The sequence below is a fragment of the Streptomyces sp. NPDC001508 genome, assembly GCF_040298665.1.
GTDB lineage: Bacteria > Actinomycetota > Actinomycetes > Streptomycetales > Streptomycetaceae > Streptomyces.
In genome coordinates this window covers 277,732-294,576 of the sequence record NZ_JBEPAP010000003.1, presented here as the reverse complement: position 1 = coordinate 294,576, position 16,845 = coordinate 277,732, and the positions used below count along the sequence as shown (strand labels likewise).

Here is a 16,845-nt window from a genome sequence, read left to right as displayed (position 1 = left end):
GGGCCGAGCTTACTTATAGTGGCTGGGGCCTAGGAACAGGCGCCGCAGCCGCCCGCGCCGGAGCCGCCGCCGTAGCCACCGGGGCTGCCGGAGCTACCAGGGCTGCCCCCGCCGGGGCTGGATCCGATGCCGGAGCCGCCGACGCCGGTTCCGCCGCCCGAACTGCTGGGGTTGCCGGACCCGAAGCCACCGCCGTAGGCGCCGGGGTTGACGGTGCCGTAGCCACCGCCGATGCCGCTGCTGCCGGGAGAACCGGTCCCTACGTTGGGCATGTTGCCGGGGATGTTGCTCCAGGCTCCGGAACTCCCGATGATGCTGCTCCCGGTGCCGCTGGGGGAACCGGTGCCGGGCATGTTGCCGGGGATGGTGCTCCAGGCGGCGGGAGCCGGTTGCGGGGCCGGTGCCGTGTTGATGGTGCTGCCAACCGTAGGCAGCCCCGCACTCGGGTCGAGGCCGGGGATCGGGCCCGGCGTGTTCGCGGGCTGCGAGGCGGCCGAAGAGCCGCCGTCAGCCGCGCCCCTGCCCGGAAGCGAACCGGAACCGGTGGCCGGAGCCGCGCCGGTGGCCGCGCCCCTGCCCGGAAGCGAGCCGGAGCCGGTGGCCGGAGCCGCGCCCATGGCCGCACCCCTGCCCGGAGCCGAATCGGCGCCGGTGGCGGGAGCGGGAGCGGGAGCGGGAGCGGGAGCCGGAGCCGGAGCGGGGGCCGGGGCGGCCGGAGCCGGAGCGGAACCGGTGCCCGAACCCTTACCGGGAGTCGTGCCCTTACCGGGAGTCGTGCCCTTGCCCGGAGTCGAGCCCGAGGTGGAGCCCTTGCCCGGGGTCGTGCCCGGCGTGGAGCCCTTGCCCGGGGTCGTGCCCGGCGTGGAGCCCTTGCCCGGAGTCGAACCCGGGGCGGAGCCCTTGCCCGGAGTCGAGCCCTTGCCGGGAACCGAGCCCTTGCCGGGAACCGATCCCTTGCCCGGTGTCGAGCCCGAGGCGGAGTCATTGCCCGGAGCCGTGGGCGCCCCGATGGGCACCGAGCCAAGCGGGCTGGGCTTGAACTTCTTGGGCTTCTTGTGGACCCGGACAGCGCGGTCATCGACACCGTCACCATTGACGTCCGGCACCAACTCGCGCAGCTTGGTGAGCGGCGTCAGCTTGTCGCCCTGTGCCGGTGGCGACTTCAGCCCGAGCGCCTTGGCCAGCGCCTTGGCGATGGCGTTGGCCATCAAGGCCCCGCCCTTGGCGTTCGGGTGGAACGGCTCGTGCTTGCTCCACTGGCCGACGCTGCCGGAGAAGATCACACCCAGATCGGTGAGCCCCGGATCATCGGTGTAGACCTCGTGCCCGTCCATCGCGTGGGAGACGTCGGCCAGTTCGGCGCAGCCGCACACCTCGACCGCCTTGGCGATCGCGGCGTTGAGCTGCTTCCCGAATGCCTGGACGCGCTCCAGTTCGGACTTGCTGAAGCCGCTGTAGTAAGGCGCCTTGACCTTCGGGTCGATGGCCAGCGGGTAGTTCGGCACCACCAGCTTGGCGTGCGGAGCCCGCTGCTGCAACGCCTTGTAGACCTGCAGCAGTCGCGCGGTCACCGTGGGCGCCTGGCCCGGCGCCGAGTTCGCCGCCTGGTCCCGGTACTCCTGGGCGCTCAGCTCGGAGTTGAGCATGGGCTTGAGATCTCTGAGTACCTTCTCGAATGCCTTACCGCTGCCTGAGGTTATGGCATCGGTCAGCACCTCGGCGAAGTGGGCGTCGTTGCCGCCGAAACCGACGATCACGGCATCCGCGTCGGGCCGGACCAGGTCCACCTGCGGTCCGTTGACCGCCGGATCCCCGGCCGAATCGGCCGCTTGGGGCTTGAAGAAGTCCTTGGAGACGGCACCCGAGGACGCGCCCGTGGCGCCGTTCAGATTCACATCCGGGTTGGCATCCTCGACCCGCTGCATCGCCTGCGCCCCGGCCGCGTAGGGCGACCGGTGCCGAGGGTCATTGGCGTTGAAGTAGGTGCCGATCATCCCCTCGCCCGCGGAGTAGGAGTCACCGACGATGTCTACTTTGACATCTCTTGGTTCAGATGCGGCGGCCGGACCCGAACCGAGGCCGGTCGGGGCTTGGGACGGTTGGGCGGATGCGGTGCCGGCCGGGACGGTCAGTGCCGAGGCCAGGACCACGGTGCCTGCGACTTGAGCCAGCAGGGTGCCGCGTCTGTGTGGTGGTGGAAAGGGTGGGGGGCGCAACTTGTTCTCCTTTTGTTCTCCTCTAGGGGCGTTACGTGAAGGCGCCCGGCGGTACGGATCTTTTTGGATCGATCCAATCGGGCACACCGCGAAACGGTATCGCCATGCACCTGACATGCAAGGGGGCATGGAGGCGAAGAAACTGTGAAGTCGTTGCCGGTGCGACGATCCGGTGCTCGACGAACCGTTCCGCCACCGGCCATCGCATGCCCGGCCGAGTCGAGCCCGGCCGGACCGGGCGACAACGGCCTTTTGTGAGGCGTCCGTTGTGCACGCCAGACCCTCCGGTGCGGGCGCCCCGCTTCGAAAAGTCTCGTCGCACACATTGTCGTGTCATGTGCGCGTCACTAAGTTCTTACCGCGCACACACCTCCACGCAACGCGGACCCGCGAGCATTCCCTCGCTCGCCCCCCAACGCCCGCACCCCTCAAGGGAGTTCGCATGGCCAAGTTCTACGCGCGTCGACGGGTCAGCATACTCGCCGCGCTCACCGGTCTCATAGCCTCCGTCGCGCTCTTCAACTCCCCGACCGCCTCCGCCGCGCTTCCCACCCCGGTCAGCGGCGCCACCGCCCGCAGCTACCTCTCCCAGCTCACCGTCGCCACGGAGAACCGCACCGGCTACAGCCGCGACCTCTTCCCCCACTGGATCACCATCAGCGGCGCCTGCAACACCCGCGAGACGGTCCTCAAGCGCGACGGCTCGAACGTCGTCACCGACTCCTCCTGCGCCGCCACCAGCGGCAGCTGGTACTCCCCGTACGACGGCGCCACCTGGAGCGCCGCCTCCGACCTCGACATCGACCACGTCGTCCCGCTCGCGGAGGCCTGGGACTCCGGCGCCGGCACCTGGACCACCGCCCAGCGCCAGGCGTTCGCCAACGACCTGACCCGTCCGCAGCTCATCGCCGTCACCGACAATGTGAACCAGGCGAAGGGCGACCAGGACCCGGCCGAGTGGATGCCGTCCCGCACGGCCTACCAGTGCACCTACGTCCGCGCCTGGGTCCAGGTGAAGTACTACTACAACCTCTCCGTCGACTCCGCCGAGAAGAGCGCCCTCACCGGCTACCTCAGCGGCTGCTGATCTCCGGAACCGCCCCGCCCGCCTCCGTCGTTCCGTACCGTACGGGACGACGGAGGAGGGTGATCGTGGCCGAACTGCGCCTGGGACCACTGCTGAGGTACGCCGACGGCAGGACCGCGACCGTCTGGGTCGAGGCGAGCCGGCCGTGCGCCGCCGAGGTGCGCTGCGCCGACGGCGCGGGCGGCACGGCCCGCACCTTCCAGGTGGCCGGCCATCACTACGCCCTCATCCCGGTGACCGGGCTCACGCCGGACACCTCGACGGCGTACGAGGTGTTCCTGGACGACACGCGCGTATGGCCGCTGCCCGACTCGCCCTTCCCGCCGTCCGTGATCCGCACGCCCGCCGCCGACGACACCGTGCGCATCGCCTTCGGTTCCTGCCGCTGGGCCGCACCCCCCGTCGGCGAGCGCGACCCGGTCGGCCCCGACGCGCTGGACTCGCTCGCCGCCCGGCTGGCCGCCGACCCGGACGGCGAACGCCCCGATGTGCTGCTGCTGTTGGGCGACCAGGTGTACGCCGACGAGACCTCAGGAGCGATCCGGCGCCGCCTCGCCGCCCGCCGCGACCTGAGCGAACCTCCGGGCGCCGAGGTCGCGGACTACGAGGAGTACACCTGGCTCTACTACGAGTCCTGGCTGCACCCCGAGGTGCGCTGGCTGCTGTCCACCGTGCCCAGTTGCATGATCTTCGACGATCCGAAGGCAGTGGACTTCCAGTTCTAGCACAAACGCCCTGGTCAGCGCAGCGAATCAGCACCAGGAAGCACCCCCGGACCAGCGAAAGAGGCACCCCAACGGACGCGCCTGCCCCCGTAGCCTGGTGAGATCACAAAAGCGCCCCGGCAGGAAGGGTGATGGCTTCCTTACCGGGGCTTACCGACTGATTGGGAGTCGGCATGACTGAGCTTATCGCTGAGCGCATTACGGACCGGACGGAAAACCTCGTCGTCAACACGGCGCGCAACGATGCTGCTTACGCGCTGACCATGTCCCAGCGTCCAGAAATCTCACGGGATGAACTCTGCCGCTTGGTGGCGAAGTTGGCGGGTGCAGTCAGGGACGTTGCCAGCGTGGCGGACATGCGCGGGGAACGTCTCAACTCCCCTGCCGCAAGGGCACTGGAAGAAGCATTGCGCGCGGCTCTGACTCAGCGCTGAACGCCGGGCAGGCAAAAGCCCCGCCCATGCGCTACGGGGGAGCAACGCATGGACGGGGCAGCCGACACGCTGAGCTTTGATTGCCGTCCTCAGCGTGCCGGAGTCTTGTTGCGAGGGTCATCCGGGTGGCCATAGATCATGTGCGCGTGCATGCCGAGTACGACGGCCCGAGCGGCATTCGCATTGCCGGTACTGACTGACTCGCTCAGGTCTGTTCGCAGCGAGAAACACACGGGGCAAGTCTCGGGGTCCACTCGGCCAGCGCGAGGGGTTCGAAGATCAAGGAGCAGCATTCCGGCCCCCTCTCTGGCACAGCGAGCAACCCGGACGGCATGGGGGCAGCGAATTGGGCGGAAAGGCTATGACGCCAGACGCGAGATCCAGCCGCCCGCCGTACTGCTCCCACCAGTCACCCTCAGACCGCCCGTTGCCGTCCTCAGGCAGGCTGACTAGCTCAGGTTCGGTCAAGGCGCTCACACGAACGCTGACGCGCTTTGCCGGGGAGGTCATTCGGGGCACTCCACATGCCGATACCGAACAGCCGGACCCGCTGACGATCGCTCCTGCGTGATCCGACGGCATGGCTCAAGCGTCTTGATCGGTTTCTTGCAGTCGGGGCACGTCTCCCCCTTCGGCGCGTACGTCGTGTACTCAACCTGTCGCGCGTCGGTGTCAGGCTCCTGCGTCTTGGTGGGCATCCTCGCCGTCCCCTCACGTGGTCCGATGGAAATCACGCTAGGAATGGCGGAGGGACAGCCTCAACGAACTTGCACGGACTTGCGCTCATTCACCCAACAGAGTCGATTGCCGCCGTGATCAGCGAGCGGGCAGGGGCGCCGTAGACAGCCAACTCGGCAAGATCCGCGAAGGTTTGCGCATACATGCTGACTTCATGAGGCTGAGTGATCGTCAGAAAGGCAGAAACCAACTCTACGTTGACTTGCCCGTCATCGAAGATCCAGAAATCTTCGACCGGCCACAGTGCCGAACGATCAGCGCTGAGCGGGACAACACCCAAGCTGACATTGGGCAAGGTCGCCAGCGAAAGCAGGTGCCCAAGCTGTCCGGCCATCGTGTCATCCCCGCCGATGCGATGCCGGAGCACGCTTTCCTCAAGGATCACAGCGAAACGGCGCGCCCCCTCGTACAGGACACGCTGTTTGTCGACGCGCACCTGAACGGCGGCGTCAAGGTCATCGGGCAGAGAGCGCCGATCGCGAATCGACGTCAGCAGCGCCTCAATGTACGCACGCGTCTGGAGTGGCCCGGGAATCAGCCAAGACGAGTAGGCGCGGAAGTGTCGCGTACGCTCCCACAGCGGAATTACCGACTCTTGGGCCCGGCGCAACCCGGAGCGCTCCATGCGTCGCCACTCGACGTAGGCACCCTCGATGTTCCGCACTGTGGCGACCAAATCAGCCGTCTGGTCTTCAGCGCCGCAGTGCTGCGTGTAGACGCTCAGGTCTTCATCTGAGGGCGTGGTGCGCCCGTTCTCAATTCGGCTGCACTTGCTCTCATGCCAGCCAGCCCGAGAGGCCAACTCGCGCGCTGTAAGGCCGGAGTCTTTCCGGATCTCACGTAGACGCTTGCCTAGGGCCTCTCGGGCTTGCTGAATGCTGGACGAGGAAGTCACGTGTCAGACCGGCCGGTACTCCTCATGCGGGGTTGCCCGCTCCCACACAGCGGCGAATGCGGACGCGCACAGCTCCACCACGGCAGGGTCACTGACCAATTCCTCGCCGGTCATGGTTCCGTCGCCAGCGAAGTGGTTGAACAGCACAGACGTGCCGTCAAAGAGCCAGAAGTCATTGCCCGGCAGCGCCAGACCGGATGCTTGCCGACGGGGCAGCCAGCGCACGACTTCACCGGCCTTGACGTTGTGGCCGCTGGTCAGGTCGTACTCATAGCGCGCGTACTCGGAAATGGGTTCAGAGACGATGCGCGCACGGTGCACGGTGACACCACGGGCAACAGAGGCGGAGACGAGATCGATCCACCACGGCCAGCGCTCGGCCGGGTCGAAACGGTTCCCCGCTGCCCACTCCTGGTAGTCGTCATCAAGCGCGTACGCATCCCTCATCTCAAGGTGGTACGCGCTGTGCTGAGCGGAGCGGAACAGATCCTCAAACGTTGGCTCCGTCGCCACCAGTCACCTCCGGGAAGAACTGCATCATGCGCCTGGGGAACTCGATCACGGTTTCATGGTCAGGGATGTTCATCTGTGCCAGCCGCTCAGGGTCCGTGACCTTCCAGCCTTGCAGGATGTAGTGCCCGGTCTCGTCGTCCAAGTACACAGTCGGAGAGCCGTTGTTGGGGCTCTCAGGGTCCTTGCCCAAGCGGATCAGCGCCATGGTGTCCTCCCGTACCGTCGGTGACGATCAACATGACTGAGCTTGCGCCGGATCACCCCACGGCGCCAGCAACTTGCACGAACTTGCACGGAGACTCGCCTGACGGAGCGTCAGAATCGTAGAGGCCCGCACCGGCGAACAGTTGGGGCAGGTCACCCCAGAGAACTGCGGCTTCACTTGTCCAAAGTGCCCATTGAGTGATGTTCAGCCGGTGCATAATTTCCTCATGCTTACGAGTGTGCTGCCGGGATTTCGCCACTTCCGAACACCATTTGCTATCGGCGCGCTGGTCGCGTTCAATTTCTGGACGCTCTTCGGCCAGTTTGTACCGAACGAGCGTGAGGCCAGCGGCTTCACGCATCGACTCTATTCGCTAGGCGAGCTAGCGGGGCGCCCAATAGTTACAGCAGTCCTGGCAGTCGTGATTTACTTGATAGGTGAGATTCTAAGACTTGCGCCAGAACGAGTAATCGAAATGAGTCGGCTTGCCTCGAAACGCATATGGCCCATTTCCATGGAATCTCGCGTTCAACTAATAACCTTCGCGAACGACTTCTTAAAAAAGGTCAATCCGCGCCGCACCCAGGAGCCTAGTCAGGACGAAGTGACCGAACTGGCCATGAACATTCAGAGCGAATTCAATCGCATCAGGATGCGTCTCATCGCTAACCATCTCGATGTTTACGTAGAGTACGACCGACTTGAATCGGAATCTGAATTTCGATTCAACGTGGCCATCATCTCGGTCTTGGTTTGGGTATCCCTAACGGTTCAGTGGTCACCTTGGTTCGTTTTCGGCCTGCTAATTAGCGGCATCCTATATCGCATTGGACATATGACCTTGCAACAAGCAAACGAGATACTAAGGGTTGTCCCGTAACTGCTGGTCGCGGGTGAGATGATCTTGGTGTGGCTGGTGTGATCACGGCGTCGGAGCCGTCCTGGATACTCCCGTTCACCGGGTTGAGCCCTCGCACAACAAGTCCCACAAGCAGGTCCGCGCCCGCGTCGAGCACGTCTTCGCGCGCATGAAGACCTGGAAGATCCTCCGCGACTGCCGCCTCAAGGGTGACGGCGTCCACCACGCCATGCTCGGCATCGCCCGGATGCACAACCTCGCCCTCGCCGGATAGACGAGCGGCCCCCACCACGGCCCACCACGCCCGAGGCAACTCGGAGATCATTTACGGGACAACCCTTAAAGTTGGTATCCCTATAGGTTTTCTATAGGTGTATTGAAATTGACTACCACTTCACCACCTTCACCATTTACCCAGTTCAGAGACTTGATCAACTTCTCTGATGGTGGCGAATTGAGATAACCGCCGTTCCTCGCTGTTAGCCCCTGGAGCCCTTTCCGCTCCTCTTGCGCAGGTACTCGGCACGGCTCCGGCAGCGCATAGAACAGTAAGCCGGGCGGCGTCCCTTTCCGTCGTAAGTCAGTTCCTGGTCACAGTCGGGAGATCCACAGCGAGTAGGCGATATACCCGCGCTGACGTGCTCTTCTATCTCACAAACAAGGGCGTACAGGTGCTCAAAAACGGGGTCGGCCCTTTGCATCGGGTGCAGTAGTGCCCCCGCCTCGGCGAGCTTGCTGAAAATCGCGTCGACGTCCATTGCTGCCATGGGAAACTCCTGTTTCTGCGGGTGAGAGATTTTTCTGAGTAACGGGAAATTGATCGTGGAGGCCGGCTGAGAAATACCAGATACTCCAGAATGAGTGTCCGAGTAACCGCCAATTCTCCGGAATGACTGTCCGAGGAATTTCCCTTACTCCAGAACTGGACTGCAAACACTTCCTAGGAACGGCCCGTTACTCCAGAAGGTGACCGCACAGTAAACCCCCCGTTTGAGCCGTAGCCCAAAACAGGGGGTTTAAATTCATGCCAAGGCAGTGCGCCGAGGAGTACGCTGCTGCCGCCTGGTCGCCGTCTGCTCCAGTTCTCGCGCAATGTTCCGGGCATTGATGAGCGGGTCATAAAGGGTCGGCCTGCCGTCAACGGCGGTGTCAAGCATCTGGAGCAGTGCGCGCAGCGCGCCAATCTCACGAGCTCCCATGGGGCTCTCCCTCGCTGGTGTGGTCCGGGTGCTTCCTGTCTCGCTGGAGCGCAAGCACTACCCGCGCCGCTGTGTGGCCGCCTGAGGGCATGAGAAAGCCCCGCCGGGCCGGAGGGTCCCAACGGGGCTGAAAGGGTCGTTCAGACGATTGCCGCTGCCATGGCGGTCAGTTCGCTGGCTGCGTCGACGAAGAACGGTTCCCGAATGTCGAAGCTAACGCGCGACTCGTCCAGCCTGCGCCAGCCGCCCGGCGTTCCTTGCTTCACGGTCAAGATGGCGCCTGCCTCGTCGAGCATTCCCCGCCTACCAGCTACGTCGGCATGCCTCCATTCGTCCTCGTACAGTCGGCCGGTTCGGATTTCCTCGGTGCGAGGCTCAACCTTTTCACGGCTTTCAAGTTCAGCGAGTCGCGTGTCAAGGGCGTCGCGGTGCTGTTCCCATGACGTCATCGCTGCCTTTGATTTGATGTTCTTCCGTTCAGCGCGGTGTGCTTCGTACTCAGCGAGGGTGGCGTCAATCTCAGGCTGAGGGTCATACCCAGGAATGACGCGAGAGTGAGTGACCTCAAGCCGTCCAAGGATGCGCAGAAATTCGCGGGTCACGTATTCGTCCACCCAATCGGCCCGGATATTCATGGGGTGCTCGCAGACTTCACCACGTGCGGAGGCACCGCACCGGTACGTAGGGCGCTGGCCCGGCTTACCTTCCTGCCGGTTCAGATACATTCGCCCGCCACACGAAAAGCAGTGGGCGATTCCGAACAGAAGCGCATTGGTGTCGCGCCGGACCGGGTTACTGACGCTGCGCTCATCCAAGAGAGCTTGCACAGCATCGAACTCAGCGCGCGTAAGGATGGGTTCATGCGTCGCCATTACGGGCCGTCCCTCGCTGTCACGGACCGGCTTGCCGTTGCTGAGCTTCCACCCGATCAGGGTTTCGGAACGCAGAATGCGCGTGACAGTAACGGCACTCCATTTCGTGAGTTTCTTGACTTCCCGACCCTTGAACTTCGACCAGTGGTCAGCGGGGGAAGGCACGTTGTCGGCATTCAGTGCAAACGCGATGCTGTTTGCCGTCTCTCCCTCCATAAGCGCCTTGATTATGCGCTCAATTACCTTGACGGCTTCCGGGTCCTGAACAAGCGTCCAGCCGCCACCTTCGAGCGGGACGGGCATGTATCCGTAAGGCGCACGGGAACCACGCCAGCGCAGAGGCATTAGACGCATTGCCGCCTGAGCAGCGGTCACGCGTTCCCGGATTGCCTGAGCTTCCATCTGTGCCGCGAAAGCGAAGAGCGTGACCATGAGCTGTGCCATAGGGTCCAGCGGATTGCGGAAGTCCAGCACTAGCCGCCCGCCGGGACCTTCGGCGAACACAATCATTTTCTTGTGCTCGCGCGCCCATTTCGCAAGCTCGTGCATGTCATCCATTGAGCGAACAGCGCGATCGAAGCGCCAAAAGCACAATGCTTCGAAATCGTCGGGGCGACGAAGCCAAGAGCCCAATTCCTTGCGCTCGAAAGGCGTTGTCTTGCTCGCGCTGACACCCAGGTCGACGGCTTCCCTGTCGGCAAGTTCAATCCCCAGCGATGCGGCAGCACCCCGGTTGGCCTCCCGCTGCCGTTCCGGTGAGGTGGTTTCGTCCGTGAGGACGGACAGACGGAGGGCAGAGACGCCCCGGAGGTGTGGTGTGTGCATGGCGCTGCTGGAGCGCAAGGGCTTCCGCGACGCTCTGACCTGCAAGTTTGTTGCCATGGTGGGCCGCTCCCAGAACCGCTAGTCGGGAGCCTTCGGAGACCATGACGTGATCGACGACTGGAACACCTCCGCCGCCTGGCTCGCCGACATGCGGGCCACCGACTGGTGGCGCGAGCGGCTGCTGAGCGGCCTGATGTCGTACTGGGTCCACCAGCACCTGGGCAATCTGTCCCCGGCCGAACTCGCCGCCGACCCGCTGTACGCGGCCGTGCGCGAGACCCCCGACGCCACCGATGTGCTGCGCGCCTTCGCGGCCGAGGCCGACGCCGATCCCGCCTCGGTCCGCTGGAGTTACCGCCGCGACTTCGGCAGGGTCCGGCTGCTGATGGTGGACACCCGGGCCGCCCGGGTACTCGACGAGGACGGCCGCGCGATGCTCGACCCGGACGAGGCGGCCTGGCTGCGCGAGCAGGCGCTGGCCGACCGGGGCTCCTGCGACCACCTGCTGATCGGCAGCTCGCTGCCCTGGCTGCTGCCGCACCTGGTGCATGACGCCGAGACCTGGAACGCGGCGCTGTGCCGGGGCGAACGCGGGGCCCGCTGGGCGCGATTCGGCGAGGACGTACGCCGCCGTGCCGACCTGGAGCACTGGGCGGCCTTCCCGGAGTCCTTCGCCGCCCTGGCCGCACTGCTCGCCGAGGCGGGCTCGGGGCCGGGCGCGCCGGCGACTGTCCTGGTCCTCTCCGGGGACGTCCATCACGCGTATGTCGCCGAGCCGTCCTGGCCGGCCGGTCCGCCCGACGCCCGGGTCCGCCAGCTCACCTGCTCCCCGGTGCACAACTCCATCCCGCTCTCGATCCGCCTGGGCTTCCGGTTCGGCTGGAGCGGGGTGGCGCGGGGCCTGGGCCGCCGGCTGGCCCGGCACGGCCGCTGTCCGGAGCCGCCGGTGTCGTGGCGCAGGACGGGCGGCCCCTGGTTCGGCAACCAGCTCATGACGCTGACGCTGACCGGCCGTTCGGCCCGCCTACGCCTGGAACAGGCAGCGCGGACCGGCAACCTGACAACAACGGAGAACACCCTCCTCACCACCCCCTGAGCAGGCGGCCCCGCCCTTCCCCGGCCCCTGAGGACCAACCCCCGCTTTACGTTTCGCCGGGAACGGTCCCGCCCATGCCGGAAACCTGCTGGCGGCGGGTGTCCTGCTCCTCGCCGGCCCTTGAGGCCCCCGGCCTTCCGTGTCGGCGGCTCGGTCTCGCCGTGCCGGAAACCTGCTGGCGGCGGGTGTCCCGCTCCTCGCCGGCCCCTGAGGCCCCCGGCCTTCCGCGTCGGCGGGATCGGTCCCCGCCCCGGTCGGAAACCCGCCGGCGGCGGGTGTCCCGCTTCTCACCGGCCCTTGAGGCCCCCGGCCTTCCGTGTCGGCGGCTCGGTCTCGCCGTGCCGGAAACCTGCTGGCGGCGGATGTCCCGCTCCTCGCCGCCTCGCGAGGGGAATCCTCGGCCCCCCGGAACGGGAATCCGGCGACCATGGGGGACTCCCTGACGCACCCGCCCATGAGGGACAACCGGGTCCGTGGGACCCGCGTTGGTTTCCGTGGTGGGCGGCGGCATGATGATGCGGACCGTCCGCTTCCTGCGGGCGTTTCGCTGTATTACGCCCCACATGCTCGGGAGTCTCACCTTTGTCTGCACCGACCGAGGAATCCTCTGCGGTCTCCGTCGCCCTGGTCGGCGCCGGTCCGCGCGGCACCAGCGTCCTGGAACGCCTCTGCGCCTCCGCGCCGGAACTGCTACCGCCGGGCGTCCGGCTGACGGTCCATGTGATCGACCCGGCACCACCCGGACCGGGCCGCGTCTGGCGCACCGCTCAGTCGCCGGAACTGCTGATGAACACCGTGGCCTGCCAGGTGACGCTGTTCACCGACGAGAGCGTCGACTGCTCGGGGCCGATCCGGCCCGGCCCCAGCCTGCACGAGTGGGCGGACGGCGAGCTGGGCCCGGACGACTACCCGACCCGCGCCCACTACGGCCGCTATCTGGAATGGGTGTTCGCCCGGGTCGTACGGAACGCCCCGGACGCCGTACGCGTACGCACCCACCGGGCCCGCGCCGTACGGCTCGCCGACGACGCCGACGGCCGGCAGCTGCTCACCCTCGACGACGGCCGGACCCTGACCGGACTCGCGGCGGTGGTCCTCGCCCAGGGCCACCTCCCGGCGCTCGCGGACCGCACGCTGCGCGAGTCGGCGGAGTACGCCGAGCGGCACGGCCTGCGCCACATACCGCCCGCCAACCCGGCCGACGTCGACCTCGCCCCGCTCGCGCCCGGCGAGCCGGTGCTGCTGCGCGGCCTGGGCCTCAACTTCTTCGACCACCTTGCCCTGTTGACCACCGGCCGGGGCGGACGGTTCACCCGCGGCGCCGACGGCACCCTGCGCTACACGCCCTGCGGTGACGAGCCGCGCCTGTACGCCGGTTCCCGCCGCGGCGTCCCCTATCAGGCCCGCGGCGACAACGCGAAGGGCCCGTACGGCCGGCACACCCCGCGGGTGCTGACCCCGGAGGTGATCGCGGGCTTCCGCAAGCGCGCGGACTCCGGTGAGCCGCCGGACTTCCTGGCGGAGATATGGCCGCTGGTCGCCAAGGAGGTGGAGACCGTCTACTACGGTGCGCTGACCCGGCGTGCCGACTTCGCCGAGCGGTTCCTCGCAGTCCCGCACGGCGACCCCCAAGAGGCCCTGCTGCTGGACGAGTTCGGGGTACGGGACACCGACCGTTGGTGCTGGGAGCGGATCTCCCGGCCGTACGCGGGACGGGACTTCGCGGACCGGGAGCAGTGGCGGGCGTGGCTGCGCGCCCATCTGCGCGAGGACGCCGCGCAGGCCGCGCTCGGCAATGTCGAGGGCCCCCTCAAGGCGGCCCTGGACGTGTTGCGTGACCTGCGCAACGAGATACGGCTCGTGGTCGACCACGGCGGGCTGGCCGGCGCTTCCCGCCGGGACCACCTGGACCGCTGGTACACCCCGCTGAACGCGTTCCTGTCCATCGGTCCGCCGCGGCGGCGCATCGAGGAGCTGGCCGCGCTGCTGGACGCGGGGGTGGTGCAGGTGCTCGGGCCACGGCTGGAGGTGCGCTGCGCGGACGGGGCGTGGACGGCGTACTCACCGGATGTGCCCGGCTCGGCGGTGCGTGTGACGACTCTCATAGAGGCGCGTCTTCCGGAACCGGATCTGCGACGCACCGCGGACGAACTGCTCGCCGGGCTGCTGCGGACCGGCGACTGCCGGCCGCACACCGTCGACGGCTACGAGACCGGAGGGCTGGATGTGACAGCGCGTCCCTATCGCCTGATGGACCGTCAAGGCCGGTCGCACGCAAGGCGGTTCGCGTTCGGGGTGCCCACAGAAGGGGTGCACTGGGTGACCGCGGCGGGGGCCAGGCCCGGGGTGGATTCGGTCACGCTGTCCGATGCGGACGCGGTGGCGCGGGCGGTTCTGCGGGCGGCCGGGACGGAAGCGGAACCGCAAGCGGAAGCGGCACCGTGGCCGAATGTTGAACTTGCAAGCATTGATTAGGTCAACCTAACCTGGTCGCCTCGTTCGGTACCCGCACCAGACCGGCCCGCCCCAGGCCGACCCGACCGAAACCGATGAGGAGACCCCCACATGTCCGCACGCCTCAACTCCGCTCAGCCGTATGTCATCGGTCTGTTCCGGATCGTCATCGGCCTGCTCTTCGCCGTGCACGGCGCCGCCTCGCTCTTCGGTGTCCTCGGCGGCGTCGCGGGCACCGACGGCGGCACCGTCGACGCGGGCACCTGGCCCGGCTGGTACGCGGCCGTGATCCAGCTCGGGGGCGGCGCCCTCGTACTGCTCGGCCTCGGCACCCGGGCCGCCGCGCTGATCGCCTCGGGCTCCATGGCGTACGCCTACTTCAATGTGCACCAGGAGGCCGCCCTGTGGCCCATACAGAACGGCGGCGAGTTGTCGGCCCTGTTCTGCTGGGCCTTCTTCCTGCTCGTCTTCACCGGCTCCGGTGCGCTCGGCCTGGACGGCCTGCTCGTCCGGCGCGCGTCCGCCGAGGGGGGACGGCCGGCGGCGGACCAGGAACCGGCGACGGCCTGACCCTGCCGTCTCTTCTGCTCAATCCCTCCACCCACCCTCTCCAGCCTCTTTCGCCCCCGACGTCCCCGCTGTCACACCAGCCGCGTACGCTGTATGGCTGTCATCGGGGGAACAACGGGAGTCGTCGTGCTGGAGAGCGTGGGGTCGCTGACCTCCGGACCGTGGATATACGCCATGGTGGCCCTGTCGGTCCTGCTCGACGTGTTCCTGCCGGTGCTGCCGAGCGGTGTGCTGGTGATCGCGGCGGCCACCACGGCGGCGGCCGGTTCCGGCGCGGCGGCCGGGCAGGTCCCGCAGGCGGTGCCCGACATGCTCGTCCTGATCCTCTCCGCGGCCACCGCGTCCGTCCTCGGCGACCTGGTGGCGTACCGCCTGGCCTGGCGCGGCGGGAAGCGACTGGATCGCGCCATCGCCCGCTCCCGCCGCCTGACCACGGCGCAGGAACGCCTCGGCGCGGCGCTCTCGCGGGGCGGCGGTGCCCTGGTGATCCTGGCCCGCTTCGCCCCGGCCGGCCGCTCGGTCGTCTCCTTCTGCGCGGGCGCCGCACACCGTCGCGCCCGCGACTTCCTCCCCTGGTCGGCCCTGGCCGGCCTGTCCTGGGCCGCCTACAGCGTCGCCCTCGGCTACTTCGGCGCGCAGTGGCTGGGCGCCACCTGGCTGGCCACAGCGGTCTCCCTGGCCGCTCTGTTCGCAGCAGGAGCAGCAGCCACCTACTGGATGCGCCGCCCCACCTGACCCCGCCCCACCGGCACCAGGGGTGCGGGGAACTGCGCGAGACACCACGACGGACCCGCGGAGACTCACCGGCCGGTGGCTGGCCAGGGGCGCGGGGAACTGCGCGAGACACCACGACGGACCCGCAGCCGAGTGACGGCCGGTGGAAGGTCAGGGGCGCGGGGAACTGCGCGATCGGCCACGACGGACCCGCAGCCGAGTGACGGCCGGTGGCTGGTCGGGGGCGCGCGCGATCGGCCACGATGGATTCGCGGGTGCGGGTCGGCGCGGTCCTACCCGCGGAGCGACCCCGCACCACGGATCTCCAGCCCGTCGAGCAGTTCCGCCGTCGCCTGGGCGACCGCGTCCACGGCCCGGTCGAACACCTCCCGGTTGTGCGCGGCCGGCGCCCGGAAGCCGGACACCTTCCGTACGTACTGGAGGGCCGCGGCGCGGATCTCCTCCTCCGTGGCCTCTTCCGGCAGCACGGGCGGACGCAGGGTCTTGATACTCCGGCACATGCGCCCAGTCTGCCGCACCCCCGTCCAAGGCGGGCCGTCACCAGGGCGCGGCAAGGAACGGCCGTAGCAGGGGCAGCAGGGCGTCGGGCCGGTGCAGCGGCACGATATGACCGGAGCCCTCCACCACATGCCCGGTCAAGTCGTCGGCGTATGGCCGTAGTTGACGTTCCAGGGCGCGCCCCACCGGATGCGCGCCGATCGCCATCGCCGGTATCGTCAGCCGTCCCGCGGCCACGGCCGCGTCGATCTGCCGCGCGCTGACCGGCAGCGCCCGGTAGGGCCCGAAGGCGGCGCGCAGCGCCTCGCGGCCGACGTACGTACGGACGATCGCGTCGCGGATGTCGGGCCGTACCCCGTGCCCGAGCGTGCCGCGGTCGAGGAACCAGTCGACGTACGTCTCCTCCTGCCCCGCCAGCACCGACTCGGCCAGTCCGGGCCCCGCCAGCACCGACTCCGCCAGTCCGGGCTCGGCGTGGAAGCCGAACCACCATGGCGGCCCGCCGGCGAGGAACTCCTCCGCGCCGGGCAGCCGGCCCAGCAGCGACTCCATGACCACCAGCCGCCGTACGAGGCCGGGTCGGCGCATCGCCAGCAGGAAGGCGGGCGGGGTGCCGACGTCGATGCCCACCACCGCCGCCGAGGTCACGCCGAGCGCCGTGAGCAGCGCTTCGGCGTCGTCGGCCAGTGTGCCCGCGTCGTAGCCGTCCGCGGGGCGGGCGCTGTCGCCGAAGCCCCTGAGGTCCGGCGCGATCACCCGGTGCCGTGCGGCCAGGTCGTCGATGACGTGGGTCCACAGCCGCCAGGTGTGCGGGAAGCCGTGCAGGAGTAGCACGGCGGGGCCCGTTCCCGCGGTGGCCACGTTGAGTTCGACCCCGTTGGCCCTGACCGTGTGCAGCTCCATGTGTTCGCCTTCTTGCCGGAT

The 16,845-nt window shown here is 67.7% G+C and carries 13 protein-coding genes and 3 pseudogenes; 9 read left to right on the top strand and 7 right to left on the bottom strand.

Translation table 11 applies throughout. The annotated features are described in order from the left end of the window. Positions 1-29: 29 nt before the first annotated feature. Positions 30-2,216 (bottom strand): GDSL-type esterase/lipase family protein, encoded by a 2,187-nt coding sequence (locus ABT245_RS05380; RefSeq protein WP_351728826.1) that lies wholly within the window; start codon positions 2,214-2,216, stop codon positions 30-32. Positions 2,217-2,658: 442 nt separating this feature from the next. Here ABT245_RS05380 and ABT245_RS05375 point away from each other — a divergent pair, with 442 nt between their 5' ends. The 3 genes and pseudogenes from ABT245_RS05375 (at position 2,659) to ABT245_RS05365 (ending at position 4,462) form a co-directional block, all read left to right on the top strand. Further along, positions 2,659-3,303, top strand: a complete 645-nt coding sequence (locus tag ABT245_RS05375; RefSeq protein ID WP_351728823.1) for an HNH endonuclease family protein — start codon at positions 2,659-2,661, stop codon at positions 3,301-3,303. A gap of 65 nt (positions 3,304-3,368) precedes the next feature. After that, positions 3,369-4,016, top strand: a pseudogene (locus tag ABT245_RS05370) (DUF7800 domain-containing protein); the annotation flags it as partial. A 185-nt stretch (positions 4,017-4,201) separates the two neighbouring features. Then, positions 4,202-4,462 carry a hypothetical protein gene (locus ABT245_RS05365; protein ID WP_351728821.1) on the top strand — a complete coding sequence of 87 codons (261 nt, stop codon included), beginning with the start codon at positions 4,202-4,204 and terminating at the stop codon, positions 4,460-4,462. A gap of 787 nt (positions 4,463-5,249) precedes the next feature. Here ABT245_RS05365 and ABT245_RS05360 read toward each other — a convergent pair. From ABT245_RS05360 to ABT245_RS05350, 3 genes are read right to left on the bottom strand one after another with little or no spacing between them, the layout of a single operon-like run. Further along, positions 5,250-6,095 (bottom strand): helix-turn-helix domain-containing protein, encoded by an 846-nt coding sequence (locus ABT245_RS05360; protein ID WP_351728819.1) that lies wholly within the window; start codon positions 6,093-6,095, stop codon positions 5,250-5,252. Between the two features lie 3 nt (positions 6,096-6,098). Further along, complete coding sequence (locus tag ABT245_RS05355; protein ID WP_502982069.1) at positions 6,099-6,542, bottom strand: DUF6879 family protein; 444 nt, start codon at positions 6,540-6,542, stop codon at positions 6,099-6,101. A 43-nt stretch (positions 6,543-6,585) separates the two neighbouring features. Next, on the bottom strand, positions 6,586-6,813 hold the full coding sequence (locus ABT245_RS05350) for a hypothetical protein (RefSeq protein WP_351728814.1): 228 nt from the start codon (positions 6,811-6,813) through the stop codon (positions 6,586-6,588). A gap of 226 nt (positions 6,814-7,039) precedes the next feature. Here ABT245_RS05350 and ABT245_RS05345 point away from each other — a divergent pair, with 226 nt between their 5' ends. After that, complete coding sequence (locus tag ABT245_RS05345; protein WP_351728812.1) at positions 7,040-7,693, top strand: hypothetical protein; 654 nt, start codon at positions 7,040-7,042, stop codon at positions 7,691-7,693. A gap of 94 nt (positions 7,694-7,787) precedes the next feature. Continuing rightward, a pseudogene (locus tag ABT245_RS05340) lies at positions 7,788-7,946 on the top strand (transposase); the annotation flags it as partial. Between the two features lie 1,065 nt (positions 7,947-9,011). Here the strand turns inward: ABT245_RS05340 and ABT245_RS05335 are convergent. Then, positions 9,012-10,586, bottom strand: coding sequence for a recombinase family protein (locus ABT245_RS05335; protein WP_351728810.1), 1,575 nt, complete (start codon positions 10,584-10,586; stop codon positions 9,012-9,014). A 73-nt stretch (positions 10,587-10,659) separates the two neighbouring features. Between ABT245_RS05335 and ABT245_RS05330 the strand changes: the two are divergent. The 4 genes and pseudogenes from ABT245_RS05330 to ABT245_RS05315 all read left to right on the top strand — a co-directional run. Further along, positions 10,660-11,664: pseudogene (locus tag ABT245_RS05330) on the top strand (metallophosphoesterase family protein); the annotation flags it as partial. Between the two features lie 582 nt (positions 11,665-12,246). Further along, entirely contained in the window at positions 12,247-14,139 is a 1,893-nt protein-coding gene (locus tag ABT245_RS05325; protein WP_351728807.1) for an FAD/NAD(P)-binding protein, read from the top strand. A gap of 90 nt (positions 14,140-14,229) precedes the next feature. Next, on the top strand, positions 14,230-14,688 hold the full coding sequence (locus ABT245_RS05320) for a DoxX family protein (RefSeq protein WP_351728805.1): 459 nt from the start codon (positions 14,230-14,232) through the stop codon (positions 14,686-14,688). Positions 14,689-14,814: 126 nt separating this feature from the next. After that, a complete protein-coding gene (locus ABT245_RS05315; protein ID WP_351728803.1) occupies positions 14,815-15,423 on the top strand; it encodes a DedA family protein in 609 nt (202 codons plus the stop codon). A 272-nt stretch (positions 15,424-15,695) separates the two neighbouring features. On the opposite strand, the gene ABT245_RS05310 is transcribed toward ABT245_RS05315, so the two are convergent. Beyond that, positions 15,696-15,923: a DUF2277 domain-containing protein gene (locus tag ABT245_RS05310; RefSeq protein WP_351728801.1), complete on the bottom strand. Its 228-nt coding sequence runs from the start codon at positions 15,921-15,923 to the stop codon at positions 15,696-15,698. Between the two features lie 37 nt (positions 15,924-15,960). Next, complete coding sequence (locus ABT245_RS05305; protein ID WP_351728799.1) at positions 15,961-16,824, bottom strand: alpha/beta fold hydrolase; 864 nt, start codon at positions 16,822-16,824, stop codon at positions 15,961-15,963. Positions 16,825-16,845: the final 21 nt, after the last annotated feature.